Annotated in this window: 25 protein-coding genes and 1 riboswitch; of the genes, 6 read left to right on the forward strand and 19 right to left on the reverse strand. The window is 64.4% G+C overall.

Annotated features, from left to right (window positions below; all coding sequences use genetic code 11):
* Positions 1-31: 31 nt before the first annotated feature.
* Genes PspR32_RS19405 through cobO form a run of 10 tightly spaced genes read right to left on the reverse strand, consistent with a single transcriptional unit; the run spans position 32 to position 8794 of the window.
* Positions 32-760: an adenosylcobinamide-GDP ribazoletransferase gene (locus PspR32_RS19405; RefSeq protein ID WP_100782159.1), complete on the reverse strand. Its 729-nt coding sequence runs from the start codon at positions 758-760 to the stop codon at positions 32-34.
* Between the two features lies 1 nt (position 761).
* Positions 762-1331, reverse strand: coding sequence for an alpha-ribazole phosphatase family protein (gene cobC / locus PspR32_RS19410; protein WP_010220343.1), 570 nt, complete (start codon positions 1329-1331; stop codon positions 762-764).
* Positions 1328-2383 (reverse strand): nicotinate-nucleotide--dimethylbenzimidazole phosphoribosyltransferase, encoded by a 1056-nt coding sequence (cobT, locus tag PspR32_RS19415; protein WP_010220344.1) that lies wholly within the window; start codon positions 2381-2383, stop codon positions 1328-1330. The genes cobC and cobT overlap by 4 nt, the downstream gene beginning before the upstream one ends.
* A complete protein-coding gene (cobU, locus tag PspR32_RS19420; protein ID WP_010220345.1) occupies positions 2380-2901 on the reverse strand; it encodes a bifunctional adenosylcobinamide kinase/adenosylcobinamide-phosphate guanylyltransferase in 522 nt (173 codons plus the stop codon). Before cobU ends, cobT begins: the two co-directional genes overlap by 4 nt.
* 1 nt (position 2902) lies before the next feature.
* Complete coding sequence (locus PspR32_RS19425) at positions 2903-4357, reverse strand: cobyric acid synthase (RefSeq protein ID WP_159389039.1); 1455 nt, start codon at positions 4355-4357, stop codon at positions 2903-2905.
* Positions 4354-5346 carry a threonine-phosphate decarboxylase CobD gene (cobD, locus tag PspR32_RS19430; protein ID WP_010220347.1) on the reverse strand — a complete coding sequence of 331 codons (993 nt, stop codon included), beginning with the start codon at positions 5344-5346 and terminating at the stop codon, positions 4354-4356. The genes PspR32_RS19425 and cobD overlap by 4 nt, the downstream gene beginning before the upstream one ends.
* Positions 5339-6247, reverse strand: coding sequence for an adenosylcobinamide-phosphate synthase CbiB (gene cbiB, locus PspR32_RS19435; RefSeq protein ID WP_010220348.1), 909 nt, complete (start codon positions 6245-6247; stop codon positions 5339-5341). Before cbiB ends, cobD begins: the two co-directional genes overlap by 8 nt.
* Positions 6247-6900, reverse strand: a complete 654-nt coding sequence (bluB, locus tag PspR32_RS19440) for a 5,6-dimethylbenzimidazole synthase (RefSeq protein WP_162471120.1) — start codon at positions 6898-6900, stop codon at positions 6247-6249. The genes cbiB and bluB overlap by 1 nt, the downstream gene beginning before the upstream one ends.
* Positions 6891-8186 (reverse strand): cobyrinate a,c-diamide synthase, encoded by a 1296-nt coding sequence (locus PspR32_RS19445; protein WP_159389040.1) that lies wholly within the window; start codon positions 8184-8186, stop codon positions 6891-6893. The genes bluB and PspR32_RS19445 overlap by 10 nt, the downstream gene beginning before the upstream one ends.
* Positions 8183-8794, reverse strand: coding sequence for a cob(I)yrinic acid a,c-diamide adenosyltransferase (gene cobO, locus PspR32_RS19450; protein ID WP_010220352.1), 612 nt, complete (start codon positions 8792-8794; stop codon positions 8183-8185). The genes PspR32_RS19445 and cobO overlap by 4 nt, the downstream gene beginning before the upstream one ends.
* 164 nt (positions 8795-8958) lie before the next feature.
* A riboswitch (cobalamin riboswitch) is annotated at positions 8959-9181 on the reverse strand.
* Between the two features lie 148 nt (positions 9182-9329).
* Between cobO and PspR32_RS19455 the strand changes: the two genes are divergently transcribed.
* On the forward strand, positions 9330-9908 hold the full coding sequence (locus PspR32_RS19455) for a hypothetical protein (protein WP_159389041.1): 579 nt from the start codon (positions 9330-9332) through the stop codon (positions 9906-9908).
* A 68-nt stretch (positions 9909-9976) separates the two neighbouring features.
* A complete protein-coding gene (locus PspR32_RS19460; protein ID WP_159389042.1) occupies positions 9977-11293 on the forward strand; it encodes a PQQ-dependent sugar dehydrogenase in 1317 nt (438 codons plus the stop codon).
* Between the two features lie 78 nt (positions 11294-11371).
* Here the strand turns inward: PspR32_RS19460 and PspR32_RS19465 are convergent, their stop codons facing one another.
* From PspR32_RS19465 to PspR32_RS19490, 6 genes are all read right to left on the reverse strand, one after another.
* A complete protein-coding gene (locus PspR32_RS19465) occupies positions 11372-12019 on the reverse strand; it encodes an O-methyltransferase (RefSeq protein WP_010220354.1) in 648 nt (215 codons plus the stop codon).
* Positions 12020-12036: 17 nt separating this feature from the next.
* On the reverse strand, positions 12037-12570 hold the full coding sequence (locus PspR32_RS19470) for a C40 family peptidase (RefSeq protein WP_010220355.1): 534 nt from the start codon (positions 12568-12570) through the stop codon (positions 12037-12039).
* Positions 12571-12703: 133 nt separating this feature from the next.
* Entirely contained in the window at positions 12704-13339 is a 636-nt protein-coding gene (locus PspR32_RS19475) for a C40 family peptidase (RefSeq protein WP_036996589.1), read from the reverse strand.
* Positions 13340-13454: 115 nt separating this feature from the next.
* Positions 13455-14159, reverse strand: a complete 705-nt coding sequence (gene hda / locus PspR32_RS19480) for a DnaA regulatory inactivator Hda (RefSeq protein ID WP_010220358.1) — start codon at positions 14157-14159, stop codon at positions 13455-13457.
* A 157-nt stretch (positions 14160-14316) separates the two neighbouring features.
* A complete protein-coding gene (locus PspR32_RS19485) occupies positions 14317-15390 on the reverse strand; it encodes an AI-2E family transporter (protein ID WP_036996590.1) in 1074 nt (357 codons plus the stop codon).
* A 25-nt stretch (positions 15391-15415) separates the two neighbouring features.
* Positions 15416-16465, reverse strand: a complete 1050-nt coding sequence (locus PspR32_RS19490) for a DUF2066 domain-containing protein (RefSeq protein ID WP_036996591.1) — start codon at positions 16463-16465, stop codon at positions 15416-15418.
* 345 nt (positions 16466-16810) lie between these two features.
* Between PspR32_RS19490 and purM the strand changes: the two genes are divergently transcribed.
* From purM to PspR32_RS19510, 4 genes are all read left to right on the forward strand, one after another.
* Positions 16811-17869 (forward strand): phosphoribosylformylglycinamidine cyclo-ligase, encoded by a 1059-nt coding sequence (gene purM / locus PspR32_RS19495; protein WP_010220361.1) that lies wholly within the window; start codon positions 16811-16813, stop codon positions 17867-17869.
* Positions 17869-18522, forward strand: coding sequence for a phosphoribosylglycinamide formyltransferase (gene purN / locus PspR32_RS19500; protein ID WP_010220362.1), 654 nt, complete (start codon positions 17869-17871; stop codon positions 18520-18522). The genes purM and purN overlap by 1 nt, the downstream gene beginning before the upstream one ends.
* A gap of 8 nt (positions 18523-18530) precedes the next feature.
* Positions 18531-19241, forward strand: a complete 711-nt coding sequence (locus PspR32_RS19505) for a DUF3108 domain-containing protein (protein ID WP_010220363.1) — start codon at positions 18531-18533, stop codon at positions 19239-19241.
* 194 nt (positions 19242-19435) lie between these two features.
* The gene (locus PspR32_RS19510) at positions 19436-19618 is read left to right on the forward strand and encodes a hypothetical protein (RefSeq protein ID WP_010220364.1); all 183 of its coding nucleotides are present in this window, start codon (positions 19436-19438) and stop codon (positions 19616-19618) included.
* 45 nt (positions 19619-19663) lie between these two features.
* On the opposite strand, the gene PspR32_RS19515 is transcribed toward PspR32_RS19510, so the two are convergent.
* From PspR32_RS19515 to relA, 3 genes are all read right to left on the reverse strand, one after another.
* Positions 19664-20203 carry a DUF2058 domain-containing protein gene (locus PspR32_RS19515; RefSeq protein ID WP_159389043.1) on the reverse strand — a complete coding sequence of 180 codons (540 nt, stop codon included), beginning with the start codon at positions 20201-20203 and terminating at the stop codon, positions 19664-19666.
* Between the two features lie 23 nt (positions 20204-20226).
* Positions 20227-21057 (reverse strand): nucleoside triphosphate pyrophosphohydrolase, encoded by an 831-nt coding sequence (gene mazG, locus PspR32_RS19520; RefSeq protein WP_010220366.1) that lies wholly within the window; start codon positions 21055-21057, stop codon positions 20227-20229.
* 77 nt (positions 21058-21134) lie between these two features.
* The gene (gene relA, locus PspR32_RS19525) at positions 21135-23375 is read right to left on the reverse strand and encodes a GTP diphosphokinase (RefSeq protein ID WP_010220367.1); all 2241 of its coding nucleotides are present in this window, start codon (positions 23373-23375) and stop codon (positions 21135-21137) included.
* Positions 23376-23395: the final 20 nt, after the last annotated feature.

Here is a 23395-nt window from a genome sequence, read left to right on the forward strand (position 1 = left end):
ACCTGGGCAACTGCAAGCCTTTATTCGCCGCTCACAGCACCAGGGCGATCAATACCGCCAGCTCCAGCAGCTCCAGCATGGCCCCGGCGGTATCACCGGTAGTACCGCCCAGACGACGGACCATCAACCGGCGCAGCCAGGCGAAGACCGCTGCGGCAACCAGCACAGCCCACAGCCCTTTGAGCCCTGCCAGCAGTACACAGGCCAGCGCGCTGAGCAGCAAAACGAGCGTGCCCGACCGACGCGGCAGGTGATCCGCCAAGGCCTGGCCCAGCCCGCCGCTGCGCACATACGGCGTGCTGAGGAACAAGCCCAGCAACGCCGCACGGCCAATCAACGGCGCGAGCAACAGCAGCAGCCCCTCGCCGCGCTCGATCAGCGCCAGCAAGGCACAGAACTTGAGCAGCAGCACTAGCACCAGGGCAACCACGGCAATCGGCCCGCTGCGTGGGTCTTTCATGATCAGCAGGGTGCGCTCGCGGTCGCCGAAACCGCCCAGCCAGGCATCAGCACTGTCAGCCAGGCCATCCAGGTGCAAGGCACCGCTGAGCAGCACCCAGGCACTGAGCAGCAAAGCACCATGAAGCAGCAACGGGCTGCCAGCCAGCAGCGCGTTCAGCCCCCAGAGCAGCGCCCCGAACAACAGCCCCACCAATGGGTAGAACAGCAGCGAGCGGCCCATCTGCTCCGGCGCCGGCATGCCCGGCAAGCGCACCGGCAAGCTGCTGAGAAACTGCAGGGCGATCCAGAACGCCAGCATCTCAGTGCACTTCCCGCAGGCTGCCGTCGGCCAGCAGCTCAAGGCGAAACAAGGCGCCATGGGCCACTTCGACCTGCAGTAATTGTTCTCGGGGCAGGCCACGGGCGCGGGCCAGCAACAGGCGCATCACGCCGCCATGAGTGACCAGTAGCAAGTGCTTGCCGGCATGCCCCTGGTGCAAGGCGCTGATGGCCTGCAATACCCGTGCGGAGAAATCCGCCACGGGCTCGCCGCCTGGCGGTGTGAAAGCATAAGGGTCAGCCCAGAATTGCCCGAGTTCGGCTTCGTGGGTGAGCATCAGGTCTGCCGCACTGCGCCCTTCCCACTCGCCGAAATGCAGCTCCTGCAGCCCCGGCGCCAGTTGCAGCGGCAGGTCCAGCTGGGTGCCCAACGCTTCGGCAAAGCGTGCGCAGCGTTGCAATGGCGAACTGACCAGCGCATCCCAGGGCCCCGCAGCCTTCACCGCCGCCTGCATCTGCGCCCAGCCCGTGTCGGTCAGAGCATCGTCGAGGCTGCCGCGCAGGCCGCCGCCCCGTTCGGTTTCGCCGTGGCGCAGCAGGTCGATGATCATGCCGGACGGTCCGCAACCGCGGCTTCGGCGAAGGTCGCCATCTGCCCGTGCAGGTCGCAAGCCAGGCGCAGTAGCGGCACCGCCAACGCCGCACCACTGCCCTCGCCCAGGCGCAAGCCCAGCTCCAGCAGCGGCTCGGCGTCGAGCGCGGCAAGCACCCGGCGATGCCCGGGCTCGGCGCCGCGATGGCCGAACAGCAGCCAGTCACGACACTGCGGGTTGATGCGCGTGGCTACCAGGGCGGCGACGGTGCAGATAAAGCCATCCACCAGCACCGCGACACCGGCCTGGGCGCACCCCAGGTAGGCACCGACCAGCGCGGCGATCTCGAAGCCGCCAAAACACAACAGCCGTTGCAGCGGGTCGTCGCCAAGGTCCGCGTGCTGTTTCAGGGCACGCTCGATGACCTCGGCCTTGTGCCGTACACCGGCGGCATCCAGGCCGGTGCCCGGGCCGCTGAGCTCGGTAGCCGGGCAACCGAGCAAGGCACAGGCCAAGGCGCTGGCGGCAGTGGTGTTGCCGATGCCCATCTCCCCGCCGATAAACAGCCGGGCACCGCTGGCAGCGGCGCGCAAGGCACTCTCGCGCCCGCCCTGCAGGGCCAGCAGGCCCTGTTCGTGAGTCATCGCCGGCACCTGGGCGAAGTTGGCCGTACCGGGGCCGACGCGCAGGTGGCGCACACCCGGCAGTTCCAGCGCCAGGTCGATGGTGCCCAGGTCGATCACTTCCAGTTGAGCATTCAACTGCCGCGCCAGCACACTGATAGCGGCGCCGCCGCTGACGAAGTTGTGCAGCATCTGCCCGGTCACCGCCTGCGGATAGGCGGAGATGCCTTCGGCGACCACGCCGTGATCGCCGGCGAAGATGGCGATCCAGACCTGCTCGACGCTCGGTTTGAGCTGGCCCTGCAGGCCGGCCAGTTGCACCGCCAGTTGCTCCAGGCGGCCCAGCGAACCGGCCGGCTTGGTCAGTTGCTGTTGACGCGCCAGGGCCTGTTCGCGAACAGCCTGGTCAACAGGACGGCAGGCTTCAAGCCACCAGGTTTGACTCATAGTGCAGGTCCTTTGAGGGTAAGTGGCAGGCCGGCGACGGTCAGCACCACGCGCTGGCAGCGCTCGGCAATGGCCTGATGCAGCCAGCCGGCTTCATCGACATAACGGCGGGTCAATTCGCCCATGGGCACTACGCCCAGGCCGGTTTCGTTGCTGACCAGGATGATTTCGCCCGGCAGGCCCGCCAGGCAGTCGAGCAGCGCCGAGCGTTCAGCCGCCAGGCGCTCGGGGTTGTCGAGCATCAGCAGGTTGGTCAGCCACAGGGTCAGGCAGTCGACCAGCAGGCAACGTTCGGCACCGGCAGTGGCGCAGAGCACCCGAGCCAGTTCCAGCGGTTCTTCGATCAATGCCCACTCGGCCGGACGCCGCTCGCGGTGCAACTGCACCCGCGCATTCATCTCGCCATCGAGCGGTTCGCTGGTGGCGATGTAGGTGACCGCCAAGCCGCTCTGGCTGGCCAACTGTTCGGCCAGGCGGCTCTTGCCCGAACGGGCGCCGCCAAGAATCAGGTTGAGCATGTCAGTTCAGTCCGCAGAGTTGGCGCAGGCGCGCGGTGTCCAGATGCTGCTCGACCAGGTCGGCCAGGCGCTCGATGTCGCGTTCGCGCAGGGCGTGATAGTCGATTTGCTCTACCTCCTGCAGCCCAGCCCAGCGCAACAGCGCGGCGCAGCTATGCGGCGCCTCGAACAGGCCATGCAGGTAGGTGGCGAAGATCTGCCCGTCGGCACTGAGGGCGCCGTCGGCGCGGCCATCGTCCAGTTGCACCGCCGGGCGCTGCAGGGCCGGCCCCTGGGTTACGCCGGCATGAATCTCGTAGCCGCTGATGGCTGCCTGTTCCAGTTGCAGGGTGCCAGCGACATTGCGCAACTGCTTCTCGGCTTCCAGCACGGTGACAAAGTCCAGCAGCCCCAGGCCATCGCTGGCACCGGCAGGCCCCTCCAGGCCCAATGGGTCTTCCACACGCTGGCCGAGCATCTGCAGCCCGCCGCAAATGCCCAGCACCTTGCCGCCATAACGCAGGTGGCGGCTGATCGCCTCGTCCCAACCGCGCTCACGCAACTGTGCCAGATCGCCGCGTACGCTCTTGGAGCCAGGCAGGATGATCAGGTCGGCCGGCGGAATCGGCTGGCCGGGGCCGATGAACTGCAAATCGACCTGCGGGTGCAGGCGCAGCGGGTCGAAATCGGTGTGGTTGCTGATACGCGGCAGCACCGGCACGATGACCTTGAGCTGACGCCCGGCCTTGAGGCCCTGGCGCTGGTCGATGCCGTCTTCGGCTTCCAGGTGCAGGTCCAGCACATAGGGCAGCACGCCCAGCACCGGTTTGCCGGTACGTGCTTCGAGCCAGTCCAGGCCCGGCTGGAGCAAAGCGATATCACCGCGAAAACGGTTGATGACAAAGCCCTGGACCCGTGCCTGTTCGCTCGGCGAGAGCAATTCCAGGGTGCCGACCAGATGGGCGAAGACCCCGCCGCGGTTGATGTCGGCAATCAGAATCACCGGGCAGTCCACCGCCTCGGCGAAGCCCATGTTGGCGATGTCGCCGGCACGCAGGTTAATCTCGGCCGGCGAGCCGGCACCTTCGACCATCACCAGCGGATAGGCCGCGCTCAGGCGCTGGTGCGAGGCCAGTACCGCCTGCATGGCGATGGCCTTGTAGTCGTGATAGGCCACGGCATTCATGCTGGTGACCGCGCGGCCATGGACGATCACCTGGGCACCGGTGTCGCTGTTGGGCTTGAGCAGCACCGGGTTCATGTCGGTGTGCGGCGCCAGGCCGGCCGCCTGGGCCTGGACCGCCTGGGCCCGGCCGATCTCGCCACCTTCGGCGGTCACGGCGCTGTTGAGCGCCATGTTCTGCGGTTTGAACGGCACCACCGCAACGCCCTGGCGCAGCAGCCAGCGGCACAGCGCGGTCACCAGGGTGCTTTTGCCGGCATCGGAGGTGGTGCCCTGCACCATCAGGGTGGTCATGGTTGTTCCTTGCGGTATTCGCTGAAGGCCAGGGCCAGGCGCTGGAAGTCCTGCTCGCTGGCCGGCAGGCCGAAGCGCAGGCTGGGCGGCTGGGTGAACAGGCGCAGGAGGATACCGCGCCGGGCCATGAATTCATGCAGCTGCGCCGCCTGATCGGTGACCAGATACTGGAACAGGTCGCAGCTGCCGTGGGGGGCAAAACCTGCCGCGCTGAGTACCCCGGCCAAACGCTGGCTGGCAGCGGCGCAGCGAACAATCTGCTGTTGATGCGCGACGCTATCGAGCAGGCAGGCCTGGCCGAGGACCCGGGTCGGGCCGCTGATGGTCCAGGGCCCGAGCTGTTCGGCGAGCAGCTGCAACAGATGACGTTCAGCCAGGACAAAGCCCAGGCGTACACCGGCCAAGCCAAAGAACTTGCCGAACGAGCGCAGCACAATCAGCCCGGAGCGCTCGGCATGCGCGGCGATGCTGTGTTGCGGGGTGTTGTCCATGAAGGCTTCATCGACCAGCAGCCAGCCGCCCCGGCGAGCCAGGCGCGCGTGCCATTCCAACAGTTGCTCGGCAGATATCAACCGAGCGCTGGGGTTGTTGGGGTTGACCACTACCAGCACGTCGAGGCTGTCGAGGTAGTAATCGACCTGATCTTCAGGCAATTCGCGCACCCGGTGCCCGGCGCGGCGCCAGCCTTCGGCGTGTTCGGCGTAGCATGGCGACAGGACGCCGACCGTGCCGGGGCGGCGCAGACGCGGCAAGGCCTGGATCGCCGCCTGGGAACCGGCCACCGGCAGCAGTTGCTCGACCTGGTAATACTCGCAGGCCGCCCGCTCCAGGCCGTCGTCGGTCTCGGGCAGGCGCGCCCAGGCGCGCAGCGGGATCTCGGGGATTGGATAAGGCCAGGGAGCAATGCCGCTGGACAGGTCCAGCCAGTCTTCGCGGGCAATGCCGTACTGCTGCACTGCGCGTTGCAGGCGACCACCGTGTTCAAGCATAGAATTCAGCCCCCAGGCACACCAACAGCAACCACAACCACACGCCCTGGCAGACCAGGCGCCAGCCGCGCTCGATGGCCTCGGCATCGGCCTGCGGGCCTTCGCCCAGTTGCGGGCGCTGGTGCAGCTCGCCGTGGTACACCGCCGGGCCGCCCAGCTCGACACCCAGCGCCCCGGCGCCGGCAGCCATCACCGGGCCGGCGTTGGGGCTGTCCCACAACGGCGCCTGGCGCCGCCAGCAGCTCAGGGCCAGGCGGGTCTTGCCCAGCAGCGCGTAGGTCAGGGCCACCAGCCGCGCGGGAATATAGTTGAGCAAGTCGTCGATTTTCGCGGCGGCCCAGCCGAAGCGTTCGAAGCGTTCATTACGATAGCCCCACATCGCGTCGAGGGTGTTGCTCAGGCGATAGAGCACCACCCCCGGTACGCCAGCGACGACGAACCAGAACAGCGCGGCAAACACCGCATCGCTGCCGTTCTCCAGCACCGATTCGGTGGCGGCGCGGGCCACGGCGGTTTCATCCAGCTCGCGGGTTTCGCGGCTGACCAGATAACCTACGCGCTGCCGGGCTTTTTCCAGGTCGCCCTGGCGCAAGGCTTCGGCCACCGGCGTCACGTGCTCGCCGAGGCTGCGCAGGCCCAGGGCGCAGTACAACGCCAGCACTTCGACCAGCCAGCCAATGTACGGCAGCCAGGACAGCAGCATGGCCACGAAGGTCAGCGGCACCACCGCCAGGAACCAGGCGCTGACACCATGGCTGCGCCAACCACGGCCACCGGCATTCAAGCGTTGCTCCAGACGCCCGGCCAGGCGCCCGAAGGCCACCAGTGGATGCCGGCGCTTGGGCTCGCCCAGCAGCGCATCCAACGCCACCCCGGCCACCGTCAGCAACGCCACACTCATCAAGACTCTCCCCAGTGATTTTCAAACAGCATGTCGTGCAGCGGTCGCGCCGTGGTCCAGCCTTCGAGCACCAGCATCGGCGCCGGGTAAAACGCCTGCACCGGGCCCAGGCAAAGGATCGCAAGCGGCTTGGCGCCGGCCGGCATGCCCAGCAACTCGGCCAGGGCCTGGGGCTCGAACAGCGACACCCAGCCCATGCCCAAGCCTTCGGCGCGGGCGGCCAGCCAGAGGTTCTGGATCGCACAGGACAGCGACGCCAGGTCCATCTCCGGCAAGGTCCGGCGGCCGAAGATATGCGCTTCGCGTTCATCCATCAGCGCGGCGACCAGCAGTTCGGCGCAGTCGTTGATCCCTTCGACCTTGAGTTTCATGAAGTCGTCGGAGCGCTCGCCCAGGGCTTGCGCGGTACGCAACCGCTCCTCTTCCACCAGGGCCTGGATACGCTGACGTAGTTCCCGTTGAGTGATGCGGATAAACCGCCAGGGCTGCATCAAGCCGACGCTGGGCGCCTGGTGCGCAGCCTCAAGCAAACGGGCGAGCAGTTCAGGGGCGACTTCGCCGCCGCTGAAATGGCGCATGTCACGGCGCTCGCCGATCGCGCGATAGACCGCCGCGCGTTCGGCTTCGGTAAAAGCATGTTCGTTCATGGACACAACAGCGCCGCCGACGCCTGGGGGTTGGAAGCAAAGTAGAAATGCACGTAGGACGCCGTCAGCCGCCCGTGGCGATAGACCGCCTCGGCACCGCGGCCACCGTTGGGGCTCTGGCCACGGGCAATCGGTTCAAGTTCGGTGCTGGTCAGCGAGTGATGGTAGGTGTGCCCGCGCAAGGTGCCTTCGGGCAGTTCCACCGCCTGCAGAGCCAGGGCGGCCAAGCGCTTCTGCATCACCGCCTCGCCGGCCAGCAGGCCGAGCAGTTCGGCACGCTCGCCGCCGACATCGGTAAGGGCCTCGAGCAGGTAAAGCATGCCGCCGCATTCGGCCAGCAATGGCTTGCCGGCGTGATGGTGGGCGCGAATGGCTTCGAGCATCGGTGTGTTGCTCGCCAGCGCCTGGTGATGCAGCTCCGGGTAACCACCGGGCAGGTACAAACTGTCAGCATCCGGCAGGCTGGCATCATGCAGCGGCGAGAAGAACGCCAGCTGCGCCCCCATGGCCCGCAGCAGGTCGAGGTTGGCGCCATAGGTGAAGGCAAAGGCTTCGTCGCGGGCAACCGCGATGCGCACACCCTGCAACAAAGGCTCGATCGCCCGCTCGGTCGGCGCGGCGAACCTCACCGCCGGCGGCAAGGCCGCATCGCAACTGGCACCCAGGGCGGCGGCAGCCGCATCCAGGCGGGCATCGAGGTCGTTCAGCTCACTGGCCTGCACCAGGCCCAGGTGGCGGCTGGGCAGCTCGATGCCGGTTTCCCGTGACAGACCGCCGTACCAGCGCAAGCCTTCGGTCAGGCTGCCTTCGAGCAACTGGGCATGGCGCAGGGTACCGACGCGGTTGGCCAGTACCCCGGCAAACGGCAGGTCCGGCTGATAGCGCGCCAGGCCCAGGGCCAGGGCGCCAAACGTCTGGGCCATGGCCGTGCCATCGATCACCGCCAGCACCGGTACGCCAAAATGACGGGCCAGGTCAGCGCTCGATGGCGTGCCATCGAACAACCCCATGACCCCTTCGATCAGGATCAGGTCGGCCTCAGCCGCCGCTTCCCACAACAACCGGCGGCTTTCCTGCTCGCCGACCATCCACAGGTCAAGCTGATACACCGGCGCACCGCTGGCGCGCTCAAGGATCATCGGGTCGAGAAAATCCGGGCCGCACTTGAACACCCGGACCTTGCGCCCCTGGTTGCGATGCAGGCGCGCCAGCGCGGCGGTCACTGTGGTCTTGCCCTGGCCGGAGGCCGGTGCGGCAATCAATACCGCCGGGCAATGGAGCGCGTCACTCATAGTTCGACGCCCTTCTGGGCGCGAATACCGGCCTGGAAAGCGTGCTTGATCATGCCCATTTCGGTGACGGTGTCGGCCAGTTCGATCATTTCATCCTTGGCCGCACGACCGGTGACGATCACGTGCTGCATCGGCGGGCGCGCCTGCAGGTCGCTGAGGACCTGGTCCAGATCGAGGTAACCGTGCTTGAGGGCGATGTTCAGTTCATCGAGCACCACGAAGGCGATCGACGGGTCCTGGAGCATCTGCCGCGACACCGCCCAAGCGGCTTCGGCGGCGGCGATATCACGCTGGCGGTCCTGGGTTTCCCAGGTAAAGCCCTCGCCCATCACGTGGTAGCGCACCTGCTCGGGAAAACGGCGGAAAAACAGCTCCTCACCGGTGCTGTTGCGGCCTTTGATGAACTGCACCACACCGCACTGCATACCGTGGCCCATGGCCCGGGCAAGCATGCCGAAGGCCGAACTGCTCTTGCCCTTGCCGTTGCCGGTGAGCACCAGCAGCAGGCCGCATTCGTTGGGCGAATTGGCGATGCGCTCGTCGATGACGGCCTTCTTGCGCTGCATACGGGCCAGGTGGCGTTCGTCGCGCTCGGTGGATTCAGTCATGAGGTTCTCCGCAAACCACTGTCGGCCGGCCCGCAACGAGCCTGGCAGCCTGTGGTTGCTCAAGGATCGCGAAGGAAACGGCGTGACAGATGAATGGATATGGCAGACGGAAAACGCGCAGGGCTGCGGCACAGGCCGGAGGAACCGCGCATCACCCTCCGTGATGCCGTTGGCTGTTACAGGCCGGTCTCCGGGCTTGTGAGCGGGGCCATGAACACCCGGGACCGCGCGCCTTCCCGGGTTGAACACCCAGTGGCCCTGCGCGGCCTTGACTCACCTACCGTTGCGGGGGCAGCGCCGGATTCGCGCGCCTTGCACGCCCACCGGCTTCCCTGTTTCACCCTGCCAGGCCATAGCCCACAGAGCACCTGAAACAAGTCGCGAAGGTTAGAGGGTTGCACCCGGAGCGTCAATGAAAGGCGCTGAACTGGCCTGGATCAATGGCGCCTTTGTCATCTTGTGTAACACTGACTTCAGTGATATCAAATAGCCATAACTTCGGCTGTACTCGATCACAACTATAAGGGAGAGCAGCATGCAAGGCCTGATCATCAATAACGCGCGCCTGGAGTTCCTGCGCTCCGCCCTGGAACGTTGGGTTGATTGCATCGACCGCTTCAACCAGACCCTCGGCGATGGCGAGGCGCCCTACTGGCACGGCGCCCAGGCCAACCTCGGCCTGCTCTCGGCCGCCGCCTGGCAAGCCGAGCTGGTGACCCTGCAACAGCACCAGAGCAAGAAACAGCGCGAGGACGGTGATCGTGAAGGCCGCTGCGACCTGTACATCGCCAACCACGAAGAAGCCGCCTACCTGCAAGGCAGCCAGCGCTGGCCAAAGATTGCCAAGCTCGATTTGAACAACGCCCTGGCCGAGACCGTTTACGCCGCCCGGCAGATCGCTGCGCCCAGCCAGCTCAAGGTTGCCGCGCTGTTCGCCAGCCCCTGGAAAGCCGGCCAGCACGCCAGCCCCGAAGAGCTGCAGGACCTGGTCGACGACCTGCAAAAGCACAACGCCTGCGCCATCGCCTGGTACTTCCCCTACGCTTACCGCAAGCTGCACAACGAAGCCGGCCAGTATTACCCCGGCATCGCCCTGCTGCTCAAGCAGGCCTGAAGCGGGGAACCTCCCACGCCTGGCCCGCCTCTACTGGCAATAGCGGCCAATGTTGCGAGGGAAACGACATGGGTATCAAGCCGATTGCACTGCTGCTGGCAGTGACAGCGGGGTTAAGCGGCTGCGGCGAGCACGCGCGCCTGGATGTCAGCGACGGGGTTGGCCCGTCGCCGCAGTTGCCTGAACCCAACAAGACCCTGATCCCCACCGTCAACATCGCCCCTGCCATAGGCTGGCCCCCGGGCATGACGCCCAAGGCCGCCCCCGGCACCCAGGTAGTGGCCTTCGCCGAAGGCCTGGACCACCCGCGCTGGCTCTATGCCCTGCCCAATGGCGATATCCTGGTTGCCGAAACCAATGCCCCACCCAAGCCCGATAACGGCATGGGCATTCGTGGCTGGGTGGTGGGCAAGATCATGGACCGGGCGGGCGCCAGCGTCCCCAGTGCCAACCGTATCAGCCTGCTGCGCGACAGCGACCATGACGGCGTGGCGGAAACCCGCACGACCTTTATCGAGCACCTCAATTCGCCCTTCGGCATGGCCCTGGTTGGCAATGACTTTTACGTCGCCGACACCGATCGCCTGCTGCGCTTTCACTACCAACCCGGCGCCACCTCGATCCACGGCCCCGGCACGCCGGTGGCTGACCTGCCGGGCGGTACGCTGAACCATCACTGGACCAAGAACGTGATCGCCAGCCGGGATGGCAAGAAGCTCTACGTCACTGTCGGCTCCAACAGCAATGTCGGCGAGAACGGCATGGACCAGGAAAAAGGCCGTGCGGCGATCTGGGAAATCGACCCGGCCAGCGGCCAGCAGCGCATCTTCGCCTCTGGCCTGCGCAACCCCAACGGCCTGGCGTGGGAACCACACACCGGCCAGCTGTGGACCGCGGTCAACGAGCGCGACGAGATCGGCAGCGACCTGGTGCCCGACTACATCACTTCAGTCAAGGATGGCGGCTTCTATGGTTGGCCTTACAGCTATTTCGGTCAGCACGTCGATCAGCGGGTCAACCCTTCCGACCCGAACCTGGTGGCCAGCGCCATCGCCCCGGACTATGCCGTTGGGCCGCATACGGCTTCGCTGGGCCTGACCTTTGCCGAGCCGGGCGTGCTGCCGTCGCCGTTCGAGCAAGGCGCATTCATCGGCCAGCATGGCTCATGGAACCGCAAGCCGCACAGTGGCTACAAGGTGATCTTCGTGCCCTTCAGCACCGCTGGCAGGCCCGCAGGCAAACCGATTGACCTGCTGAGCGGGTTTCTCAATGACGAGGGCAAGGCCATGGGCCGGCCGGTGGGGGTGATCAATGACCAGCGTGGTGGCGTGCTGGTGGCTGATGATGTGGGCAACAAGATCTGGCGGGTGACCAAGGCCAAGTGATCCGGAGGCCGCTATGCGGCCCATCGCCGGCAAGGCCGGCTCCCACACAGATCGCATACACTATTACCCTGCGCCCTCTCAGCGCTTGCGGCACAAGGTCAAGCCATCGCCAATCGGCAGCATCGACAGGTCCACCCGCGGGTCATCCTTGAGCTTGTGGTTCAGTGCCTGGATGGCCCGGGTGTCTTCGCTGTCCGGCTTTTTCTCAAGCACCCGTCCGCTCCACAAGGTGTTGTCGAACAGCACCAGCCCGCCAGTACGCAGCAAGCGCAGGGACTCTTCCAGGTACTGCGGGTAATTGGCCTTATCGGCATCGATGAAGATCAGGTCATAGCGTTCTGACGGCAGTGTCGCCAGGGTTTGCAAGGCGGGTGCCAGGCGTAGTTCAATGCGCTCAGCGACTCCGGCCTCCTGCCAGTAGCGCCAGGCCACGGCGTTATAGCTGCCTTCAAGGTCGCAACAGAGCAACTGCCCATGCGCCATGGCCTGGGCCATGCACAAGGCGCTGTAGCCGGTGAACGTGCCCACCTCGATGATCCGCTGGGCGCCGATCAGGCGCACCAGCAGCGCCAGCAACTGGCCCTGCTCCGGCGCCACCTGCCAGCGCGCTTCAGGCAAGGCCTGGGTTTCGGCACGCAAGCGGGCGAGCAAGGGCGATTCGCGCAGCGATACGCTTTGCAGGTAGTGGTAGAGCGGGTCGTCGAGGTAGAGCGTCTGAGCGGTCATCGTCTACCTCGCGAAAGTCAGGGGTTACGCGCCAGGTGTGCCGGCTGCAGCACGCGCTTGGCGTTCAGGTAGGTTTTTTGCCAGTAACTGTTGGACAGGTAGTCCAGGCGCACCGTTCCACCGGTGGCCGGGGCATGGACGAAGCGCCCCTCGCCGACATAGATACCGGCATGGCTGACTTGCGATCCACCATTGGTGGCGAAGAACACCAGGTCACCGGATTGCAGCTCGTTGCGCTCGATGCTCGGCGCACGGATGCCGATCATTTCGCGGGTCGAACGGGGTAGCGAGATACCGGCGGCATCGCGATACACATAGCCAATCAGGCCACTGCAATCGAAACCCGAATCCGGGGTATTGCCACCCCAGCGGTAAGGCGTGCCAACCAGGCCCAGGGCACGGAACAACACGTCTTCGGCAACCGGGGAGAAGTACACTTGCGGTGCCATCACCGCAGGCTCGACCACTTTACGCGGGGCCGGGGCATGGCTTGAGCAGGCACCAAGCAGTGCCGCGAGGGAAAGTACCGCGAAGCGCGCCATCATCGCCATGGTCAGAACATCCTGTCTGAAGCCGCTCCGGCCAGAGCCGAAAAGAGTTGAGAGTTTAGATTAGACGCTTTCTGTAAACACGCACGGCGACGAGCTTTTCAGCTGCGTCGCCGTGGTCGAACCTGTCGAAGAATCAGTTGCGCGAAATGGTGGTCGCGGCCGGAGCCATGGCCAGTGCACGCTTGGCTTCGATGAAGGTCTTGCTCCAGTAGCGATCACCGAGCTTGTCGATGCGCACACCACCGCTGCGGCGGCTGCTGGAGTGGATGAACTGGTCGTCACCGAGGTAAATCCCGGCGTGGCTGACGCGCCCGCGACCATTGGTGCTGAAGAACAGCAGGTCGCCTGGCTTGAGGTTGTTGCGAGCAACCAGCGGGGCCTTGACGTTGATCATTTCGCGGGTGGAGCGCGGCAGGTTGAGGCCGGCTTCTTCGCGGAACAGGTAGCCGATGAAGCCGCTGCAATCAAAGCCGGTGTTCTCGGAGGTACCACCGAAACGGTAGCGGGTACCGATCAGCGACATGCCGCGCTCGAGAATGTTGTCGGCCAGGGCTGGCAGCTGGTAAGGCTTGCTGCTGGCGAAATCTTGCAGCTCTGCTTCGGTGGCCAGCTCTTCCTCGAGCGTCGCCTGGACGGAGGACTTGGTCGAAACCTGAGCGGAAACCGGTTGCTGCTGAACCTGCTGCTGCGATACGGGACCGGTGGTCGCGCAGCCAAAAAGCAGGGTCACGAGTGCGAGGGGCACGAGGGGTGCGAAGCGATTTAGCATGGGCACGACCGTGTCTGGAATTTAAAGAAGCCGAGACTATGCCTTCTATCGCATCGATTTGCAAATTCAATCGAAAAAAATGTGACTTTTATGTGCCGAGGCTCTAGCCCCTGCCTTACCAGCCCAACGTTTCTTTCAAAAACGGGATGGTGAGCTTGCGCTGAGCCTGCAAAGAGGCCTGATCGAGGCGCTCGAGCAGGTCGAACAATGCGCTCATGCTGCGGGTACCACGGGTGAGAATGAAGTGCCCGACCTCGTCGGTCAGGTGCAGGCCACGGCGCGAAGCGCGTAATTGCAGGGCGCGCAGCTTGTCTTCATCCGACAGCGCACGCATCTGGAAGATCAGTGCCAGGGTCAGGCGCGACTTCAGGTCAGCCAGTTTGATCGGCAGTTCGCGGGGCGAGCTGGAGGCGGCCAGCAGCAGGCGCCGGCCACTGTCGCGCAGGCGGTTGAAGAGGTGGAACATGGCCTCCTCCCACTCCGGCTTGCCGGCAATCACGTGCAGGTCGTCGAGGCAAACCAGTTCGTACTGCTCGAGGTTGTCGAGCAGTTCGACGCCGCGGTCGAGCAATTGCGCCAGGGGCAGGTAGACCGCCGGCTCCCCCAGTTGCTCGAAGCGCAGGCAGGCAGCCTGCAGCAGGTGGGTACGGCCTACACCTTGCTTGCCCCACAGGTAGATCAGGCTTTCGGTCCAGCCGGCGTCGGCTTCGCAGAGTCGCTCGACGTAGCCCAAAGCGGCGGCGTTGGCACCCGGATAGTAGTTGATGAAGGTGGCGTCATCACGCAGACGCACACCCAGGGGCAACTGGATCGGTTTCATGCTGGCTGGGCAGTTCCGGGGAACCGCAAGGGGCCTTTTGTGAAAAGTCTGCAAAGTTTATACCCGTGGCGCCGGTCGCACAATCGGCGCAGACCACAAGTAAAATCAAAGGCTTGCATAAGCGTACAAGCGCCAATACAAGCCAGGTGCTATCAAGCTAGAGATCCGGGTCGATTTCGCCGGCGTAAATATCCGACTCTTTATACAGGTCATGCACATGGCGCAGCAGCACCATGATCACCGCCGCCACCGGCAGGGCCAGCAGCACCCCGGTAAAGCCGAACATTTCGCCACCGGCGAGAATCGCGAAAATCACCGCCACCGGGTGCAAGCCGATACGGTCACCCACCAGCAGCGGCGTCAGCACCATGCCTTCGAGCGCCTGGCCGACCATGAACACGGCAGCGATACCAAGCAATGGATAAGGGGCGCCACCGAACTGGAACAGCCCGGCGATCATCGCCGCGCTGATACCGATGATGAAGCCCATGTACGGCACGATCGCCGCCAGGCCCGCCAGCAGGCCGATCAACAGGCCAAGCTCCAGGCCCACCAGCATCAACCCCGAGGCATAGATGATCCCTAGGGCCAGCATCACCAATAGCTGGCCACGGACGAAGGCGCCGAGCACCTCGTGACATTCACCGGCAAGCGCCACCGCCCGCTCCTCGCGCTGACGCGGCAGCAGGCTGCGGATCTTGGCCATCATCAGGTCCCAGTCGCGCAACAGGTAGAAGCTCACCACCGGAATCAGCACCAGGTTGGCCAGCCAACCGATCAGGGCCAGGCCCGAAGCCGTGGCCTGGGACAGGATGATCCCGACGATGTCGGTGGTCTGGCCCATGTGCTCGCTGATGGCGGCCTTGATCTTGTCGAACTTCCAGAAACCGTCGGCCAGGCCCAGGCGCGCCTGCACCCAGGGCAAGGCCACATGCTGCAGCCAGTCGAGCATCTGCGGCGCCAGCTCGTACAGGCGCACCAGTTGCTTGGCCAGCATCGGCACCAGCACCAGTAGCAACACGGTCAACAGCAGGGTGAACAGGGTAAAGACCACCACCACGCCCCAGGTGCGCGACAGGCCGGCGCGCTCCAAGCGATCGACCAGCGGGTCGGCCAGGTAGGCCAGCAGGATGCCGACCAGAAACGGCGAAAGAATCGGGTGCAGCCAATAGAGCAAGGCCGCGCACAGCAGCGCCCCGCCTACCCATACCCAGCGGCGTGTATCAGTCATGAACGGCTCCCAGCCAGGTCAGGGTTTACCAACGGAAACGCAACCCGTTGAAGGCTTGCGCAGCCGCAGCCTGGGTTGCCCCGGGGTGGGCCGGATCGACGGCGGCAGGTGTCGCTGGCGCTTCGGGCGGCAGTTCCTGCAATTTGGCCAGGCCCAGTTGCGCGCGCAGCTGATCGCTGTTGCCAGTGACCTGGTAGGTCAGGGTATCGCCCTGCACGGCCTTCAGGCGTGCACCGTAGGGCTCGAGCACCCGCCCCAGTTCGGCATAGCGCTCCAGGGTCATGCCCTGGACCTGCACCTGCATATCGCTGCTGGCGCCTGGACGGGCCACAAAACGCGGAGCCAGGCGGCTACTGACCGCAAGCATCACCGCATCGGCCAGGGCAGCCTGATCAGCGCCTTCGGCAGTGCCCTGCTCGCGTTGCTCACCCAACCACAGGCGCCATTTACCCTGCCATTTGCCATCGGCTTCGCTGGCGTGCACCGCCAGCAAGGCATCGGCGCCATAACGCTCGGAAGCCTCACGCAGCGGCGCCGGGTCTGTGCCTTCAAGGTTCTTGCCGGTGGCCACCAGTTGTTCCTGCAAATCGGCAAGTGGCAAGCGCAGCGGCAAGCCGCGATGCTGGGCGGCACGACGCAGCGGTTCGGCACTGCCCTGGCCGTCGCCAACCAGGCTCGAGCCTTCGGCGCTGTCGTTCAACCACCAACCGAGGATCGATGGCCGGTTGTTACCCCACAGGGCCAAGCCAGCCTGGCGCAAGGCGCGCTCGGTACTGCCCGGGTCGAAGTCGACCAGCACGGTTTCCGGCGGACCGGCCTCGAAACCGAACTGACTGATGATTTGTTGCGGATCTTTACGCAGTGCCGCCAGGCCCGGGCTTTGCGCCGCCTTGGCATCGCCGGTCAGGCGCAACACCAGGGTCTCGAGGGCTTTTTCGGTGGCCTGGGTACGGGCATCGGCGCCCTGACCGCTGACCGGTTCGCGGACCTGGTACAGGCCGGAGAGGGTTTCGGCCTGAGCCGAGAGGCCGAACAGGGCCAGACAGCTGGCGGCCAGGTAATTACGCAAACGCATGAAGGATTCCTGTCCTGAAAATAAAGAAGCGTGGGCTCAACAAACGGATGCAGCTCAGACCGCAGCCCCCGGCAAATCATTCAACCGCGAGCACTAAATTGTGCCCATCGCCTTTGCTATACCTTATACAGCCTGCGCCGTGGCAACCAGTCGCGCACTGTTAAAGCGTATTTTTAGCCAGATAATAGCTCTGCCCGTCGGCCTGAGGATGGCCGCTACCGGGCAACCCTGATAAAATCGCGCGCCTTCGCAGACCGGCGACGGTCGGGCAGCCGGATTTCCCTCCGCCTTGCCTGGCAGGTCACGGTCGATTCCCCCGAATCCCTCCCCCTAAAGGCCTGGATCATGAGCAAGCAACCCTCCCTGAGCTACAAGGACGCCGGTGTAGACATCGACGCCGGTGAAGCATTGGTCGAACGCATCAAAGGCGTTGCCAAGCGCACGGCGCGCCCGGAAGTCATGGGCGGCCTGGGCGGTTTTGGCGCCCTCTGCGAAATCCCGGCCGGCTACAAGCAGCCGGTTCTGGTCTCCGGTACCGACGGCGTCGGCACCAAGCTGCGTCTGGCGCTGAACCTGAACAAGCACGACAGCATCGGCCAGGACCTGGTCGCGATGTGCGTCAACGACCTGGTGGTCTGTGGTGCCGAGCCGCTGTTCTTCCTCGACTACTACGCCACCGGCAAATTGAATGTCGACGTTGCCGCCACCGTGGTTACCGGTATCGGCGCTGGCTGCGAACTGGCTGGCTGCTCCCTGGTCGGCGGTGAAACCGCTGAAATGCCAGGCATGTACGAAGGCGAAGACTACGACCTGGCCGGTTTCTGCGTCGGCGTGGTGGAAAAAGCCGAAATCATCGACGGCTCCAAGGTTGCCACCGGCGACGCCCTGATCGCCCTGCCATCGTCCGGCCCGCACTCCAACGGCTACTCGCTGATCCGCAAGATCATCGAAGTCTCCGGCGCCGATATCGAAACCGTACAGCTCGACGGCAAACCGCTGACCGAACTGCTGATGGCCCCGACCCGCATCTACGTCAAGCCGCTGCTCAAGCTGATCAAGGACACCGGTGCGGTCAAGGCCATGGCCCACATCACTGGTGGCGGTCTGCTCGACAACATTCCACGGGTGCTGCCAAAAGGCGCCCAGGCCGTGGTTGACGTGGCCAGCTGGGAACGCCCGGCGGTATTCAACTGGCTGCAGCAGCAAGGCAACGTCGACGAGCACGAAATGCACCGCGTGCTGAACTGCGGCGTCGGCATGGTCATCTGCGTTGCCCAGGACCAGGTCGACAACGCCCTGAACGTCCTGCGTGAAGCCGGCGAGCAGCCATGGGTGATCGGCCAGATCGGCGTAGCCGCCGAAGGCGCTGCCCAGGTCGAGCTGAAGAACGTCAAGGCGCACTGATGCCGAGCACGACCTGTGATGTCGTGGTGCTGTTGTCCGGCACCGGCAGCAACCTGCAAGCGTTGATCGACAACACCCGCACCGGCGACAGCCCGGTGCGGATCTGCGCGGTCATCTCCAACCGCGCCGACGCCTATGGCCTGCAGCGCGCCAAAGACGCCGGCATCGCCACCGCCGTGCTCGACCACAAGGCCTTTGACGGCCGCGAGGCGTTCGACACGGCGCTGGTCGAGCTGATCGATGGCTACCAGCCGCAGCTGGTGGTACTGGCCGGCTTCATGCGCATCCTCAGTGCCGGTTTCGTCCGTCACTACCAGGGCCGCCTGCTGAACATCCACCCTTCCCTGCTGCCCAAGTACAAAGGCCTGCACACCCATCAACGGGCGCTCGAGGCCGGCGATGCCGAGCATGGCTGCAGCGTGCACTTCGTCACCGAGGAACTCGATGGCGGGCCGCTGGTCGTACAGGCAGTAATACCGGTAGAGTTGGATGACACGCCAGAACGTCTGGCACAGCGGGTTCACAGCCAGGAACACCTGATCTATCCGCTGGCGGTGCGCTGGTTTGCCGAGGGCCGTTTGCGCCTGGGCGAACACGGTGCTCTACTGGATGGCCAGCCTCTGGCGGCCAGCGGCCACTTGATTCGACCCTAGGAGAAATTATGCGTCGTGCCCTGCTCTTCGCTCTCGCCGTGCTCGCCTTGCCGCTGCAGGCAGCCGATCTGAAGCCGTTCTCGGCCAGCTACACCGCCGACTGGAAGCAGCTGCCCATGAGCGGCACTGCCGAGCGCAGCCTGGAAAAGAACGCCAACGGTACCTGGAACCTCAATTTCAAGGCGTCGATGATGATCGCCAGCCTGACTGAGCAAAGTACCCTGCGCCTGGACAAGGACACCCTGCTGCCTCAGACCTACCACTTCGAACGTGGCGGCCTGGGCAAGGCCAAGAAGGTCGATCTGGATTTCGACTGGAACAGCAAGAAGATCACCGGCACTGACCGCGGCGACGCGATCAACCTGCCGCTCAACCGCGGCGTGCTGGACAAGTCCACCTATCAACTGGCCCTGCAGCACGACGTGGCAGCGGGCAAGAAGAGCGTGAGCTACCAGGTGGTCGATGGCGACGAGATCGATACCTACGACTTCCGTGTCCTGGGTACGGAAAAGGTCACCACCAAGACCGGCCAGGTCGAAGCCATCAAGGTCGAGCGCGTGCGCGACCCGAGCCAGAGCAAGCGCATCACCGAACTGTGGTTCGCCAAGGACTGGGACTACCTGCTGGTACAACTGCGTCAGGTCGAAACGGACGGCAAGGAGTACGTGATCGTGCTGCAGGACGGTACGGTCGATGGCAAGGCGGTCAAGGGCAACTGATAGCCCTGATTGCTGGTAGCAACCGAAACCCCGCCTGGTGCGGGGTTTTTTATTGCCCTTGGCCAGTCAGCCCCAAGAGCCCGCGCCTACGTGAAAGATGTTTCATGCGCCAGTCATTTACTTAGCCTGCTAACAAATTCTATAAAAGAGACCTGCGACACGGTGCCGCAGTTAACTGAAAGTGGAGTTTGCAGATGACTGTCAAAGTAACTGAGCGCGACGAAAGCAAAATGTCTCACGAAGGCCTGGCTGCAGGCGTGCGCATCTGGGATGTGCATCAGCAGGGCGAGCTGGTCGGCATGTTCCACAACGAGCACGAGGCCCACAGCTACCGCATCGAGCTGGAATACCTCGAGACCAGACGGCAACAGCAATAACCCCATGCAAAAAAACAAACCCCGCCGAAGCGGGGTTTGTCGTTATTACCACATCAGATCGTCAGGGATCACGTAGGCCGCGTACGGATCGTCGGCATCCGGCTCTTCAACCTGGGTGTTGAGCAGGACGATACGCTGTGGGTCGCGCTCCTGGATCTTCAGCGCCGCCTCACGGGGGATCACTTCATAACCGCCAGCATGGGCAACGATGGCCAGTGAGCCGCTGCTCAGCTTGCTGCGCATCAGCGCGTTGACCGACAGGCGCTTGACCTTCTTGTCGTCGACGAAGTTGTAGTAGTCCTCGGTGGTCAGCTTGGGCAGGCGCGAGACCTCGATCAATTGCTTGACCTGGGCGGCGCGGGCCTTCTGCTCGACCTTCTCCTGCTGCTGGCGGTTGAGCTCCTGGTCGCGCTTGGCTTTCTCGGCCATGGCTTCCTTGGCCAGCCGCTGCTGGGTATCGTCGACTTCGACCTGGCCTTTGTGCTCCAGGCGCTTTTGTTTCTTCTGTTCTTTACTGACCTGCTTGACCTGTTTCTGGTTGACCAGACCGGCCTTGAGCAATTGGTCGCGAAGGGAAAGGCTCATCGTTCACTCACTTATGCAACAGCTCAGCCGCAGCTGGGCAGGTTCTTTTCCTGACGTTTGGCTTCGCCCCAGAGCGCATCCATGTCTTCGAGGGTGCAATCTTCGATCGGACGGCCTATGTCGCGCAATGCCTGTTCGATAAAACGGAAACGTCGTTCAAACTTTTTGTTGGCCCCGCGCAGGGCGTTTTCCGGGTCGACCTTAAGGTGCCGGGCCAGATTCACTGCAGCGAACAACAGGTCACCGAGCTCATCGGCGAGGGCCACGCTGTCGTCGTCGGCCATGGCCTGGAGCACTTCATCGAGCTCTTCACGGACCTTGTCGAGCACCGGCAAGGCATCCGGCCAGTCGAAACCGACCTGGGCCGCGCGCTTTTGCAGTTTGGCCGCCCGCGACAACGCCGGCAAGGCTGCCGGCACATCATCGAGCAACGACAACTGCTCGGGCTCGCCCTTCTCGGCGCGCTCCTGGGCCTTGATTTCTTCCCAGCGCTGCTTGACCTGGGTGTCGTCGAGCTTGGGCGTGTCGAGCGCGGCGTAGAGCTCACCGTTAGGGAACACGTGCGGGTGACGGCGGATCAGCTTGCGGGTAATGCTGTCGACCACGCCGTCGAATTCGAAGCGGCCCTCTTCCCGTGCCAGCTGGCTGTAGTAGACCACCTGGAACAACAGGTCGCCGAGTTCACCCTGCAGGTGCTCGAAGTCGCTGCGTTCGATGGCGTCGGCCACTTCGTAGGCTTCTTCGAGGGTGTAGGGGACGATGGTCGCGTAAGTCTGCTTGAGATCCCAGGGGCAGCCGTGCTGCGGGTCGCGCAGGCGGGCCATGAGGTGGAGCAGGTCGTCTAGGGTATACATCTTGGGTTCCTTATCGCGGGTCAAGCCCGCTCCCACAGAGGATGCTGTGGGAGCGGGCTTGACCCGCGATAGCAGTCTTACGGCGTACGGTTACGCCGCGTCTCGATGATGTTCGGCAGCTGCGAGATCCGCCCCAGCAAGCGCCCGAGGGCATCCAGGCCAGGGATCTCGATGGTCAGCGACATCAATGCGGTGTTGTCTTCCTTGTTCGAGCGGGTGTTGACCGCCAGCACGTTGATCCGCTCGTTGAGCAGGACCTGGGAAACGTCACGCAACAAGCCCGGACGATCGTAGGCACGGATGATGATATCCACCGGATAGGTCTGCACCGGCACCGGGCCCCAGCTGACCTGAATGATCCGCTCCGGCTCGCGTCCGGCCAGTTGCAGCACCGAGGCGCAATCCTGGCGGTGGATGGTGACGCCGCGGCCCTGGGTGATGTAGCCGACGATCGCATCGCCCGGCAACGGCTGGCAGCAACCGGCCATCTGCGTCAGCAGGTTGCCGACACCCTGGATCTGGATGTCGCCACGCTTGCCCGGCTTGTAGCCGGTGGCCTTGCGTGGCACCAGCTCGACATGGTCGCTGCGCTCCGGCTCCACCAGTTGCTGGGCGGCGTTGACCAGGTGCGCCAGGCGCAAGTCACCGGCGCCCAGCGAGGCAAACATGTCCTCGGCGGTGCGCAGGTTGGCTTTTTCCGCCAGGCGCTCGAAGTCGACCTGCGGCAGGCCCAGGCGGTTGAGTTCGCGCTCGAGCAGGGTCTTGCCGGCGGCGACGTTCTGGTCGCGGGCCTGCAACTTGAACCAGTGGACGATCTTCGCCCGCGCCCGCGAGGTGGTGACATAGCCCAGGTTCGAGTTCAGCCAGTCGCGGCTGGGGTTACCGTGCTTGCTGGTGATGATCTCGACCTGCTCACCGGTCTGCAAGCTGTAGTTGAGCGGCACGATACGGCCGTTGATCTTCGCCCCGCGGCAGTTATGGCCGATCTCGGTGTGCACCCGGTAGGCGAAGTCCAGCGGCGTGGCGCCCTTGGGCAGGTCGATGGCGTGGCCATCCGGGGTGAACACGTAGACCCGGTCCGGCTCGATATCGACGCGCAACTGTTCGGCCAGGCCGCCGATGTCCCCCAGTTCTTCGTGCCATTCCAGCACCTGACGCAACCAGGAGATTTTCTCCTCGTAGTGGTTGGAGCTGGATTTGACGTCGGTGCCCTTGTAACGCCAGTGCGCGCAGACGCCGAGCTCGGCCTCTTCGTGCATGGCATGGGTACGGATCTGCACCTCGAGCACCTTGCCCTCAGGGCCGATCACCGCCGTGTGCAACGAGCGGTAGCCGTTCTCCTTGGGGTTGGCGATGTAGTCGTCGAACTCTTTGGGGATGTGCCGCCAGAGGGTGTGGACGATGCCCAGCGCGGTGTAGCAGTCGCGCATTTCCGGGACCAGCACGCGCACCGCGCGCACGTCGTAGATCTGGCTGAATTCCAGGCCCTTGCGCTGCATTTTGCGCCAGATCGAATAGATATGCTTGGCCCGGCCGCTGATATCGGCATTGACGCCGGTGGCCAGCAGCTCGTTCTGCAGTTGGCTCATCACGTCGCTGATAAAGCGCTCGCGGTCCAGCCGGCGTTCATGCAAAAGCTTGGCAATCTGCTTGTACTGGTCGGGTTCGAGGTAGCGGAAGGACAGGTCTTCCAGCTCCCACTTGATATGACCGATACCCAGGCGATGGGCCAGCGGCGCATAGATATCGAACACTTCGCGGGCGACGCGGTTGCGCTTCTCGTCGTCGGCGCCCTTGACCGCGCGGATCGCGCAGGTACGTTCGGCCAGCTTGATCAATGCCACACGGACATCGTCGACCATGGCCACGAGCATCTTGCGCAAGTTCTCGACCTGCGCCTGGGAGCCCAGCACCAGCGACTGGCGCGGGCTGAGGCTGGCACTGATGGCGGCCATGCGCAGCACACCGTCGATCAGTTTGGAGACCACCGGGCCAAAGCGCTGGCCGACTTCAGCCAGGGTTACCTTGCCTTCGCGCACGGCGCGGTAGATGACCGCGGCAACCAGCGAGTCCTGGTCGAGCTTGAGGTCGGCGAGGATTTCGGCGATTTCCAGGCCGGCCTGAAAACTCGACGTACCATCGGCCCAGGAATGCTTGGCCGGGTTGCCCTTCTTCTCGACGTCCTGGGCGAACTCGCAGGCGGCCTTGAGGGCCTCCCGGTCCAGCGCCAGGTCGACGCTCACCACATGATCCAGCCATGCTTCGAGATTGATACTGCCGTCGGTATTGACCGGCTGGTGCACTCTCACCTGTACCATCTTTGTTTACCTTTCCCTAC

This window comes from Pseudomonas sp. R32 (genome assembly GCF_009866705.1).
GTDB classification, from domain to species: domain Bacteria; phylum Pseudomonadota; class Gammaproteobacteria; order Pseudomonadales; family Pseudomonadaceae; genus Aquipseudomonas; species Aquipseudomonas donghuensis.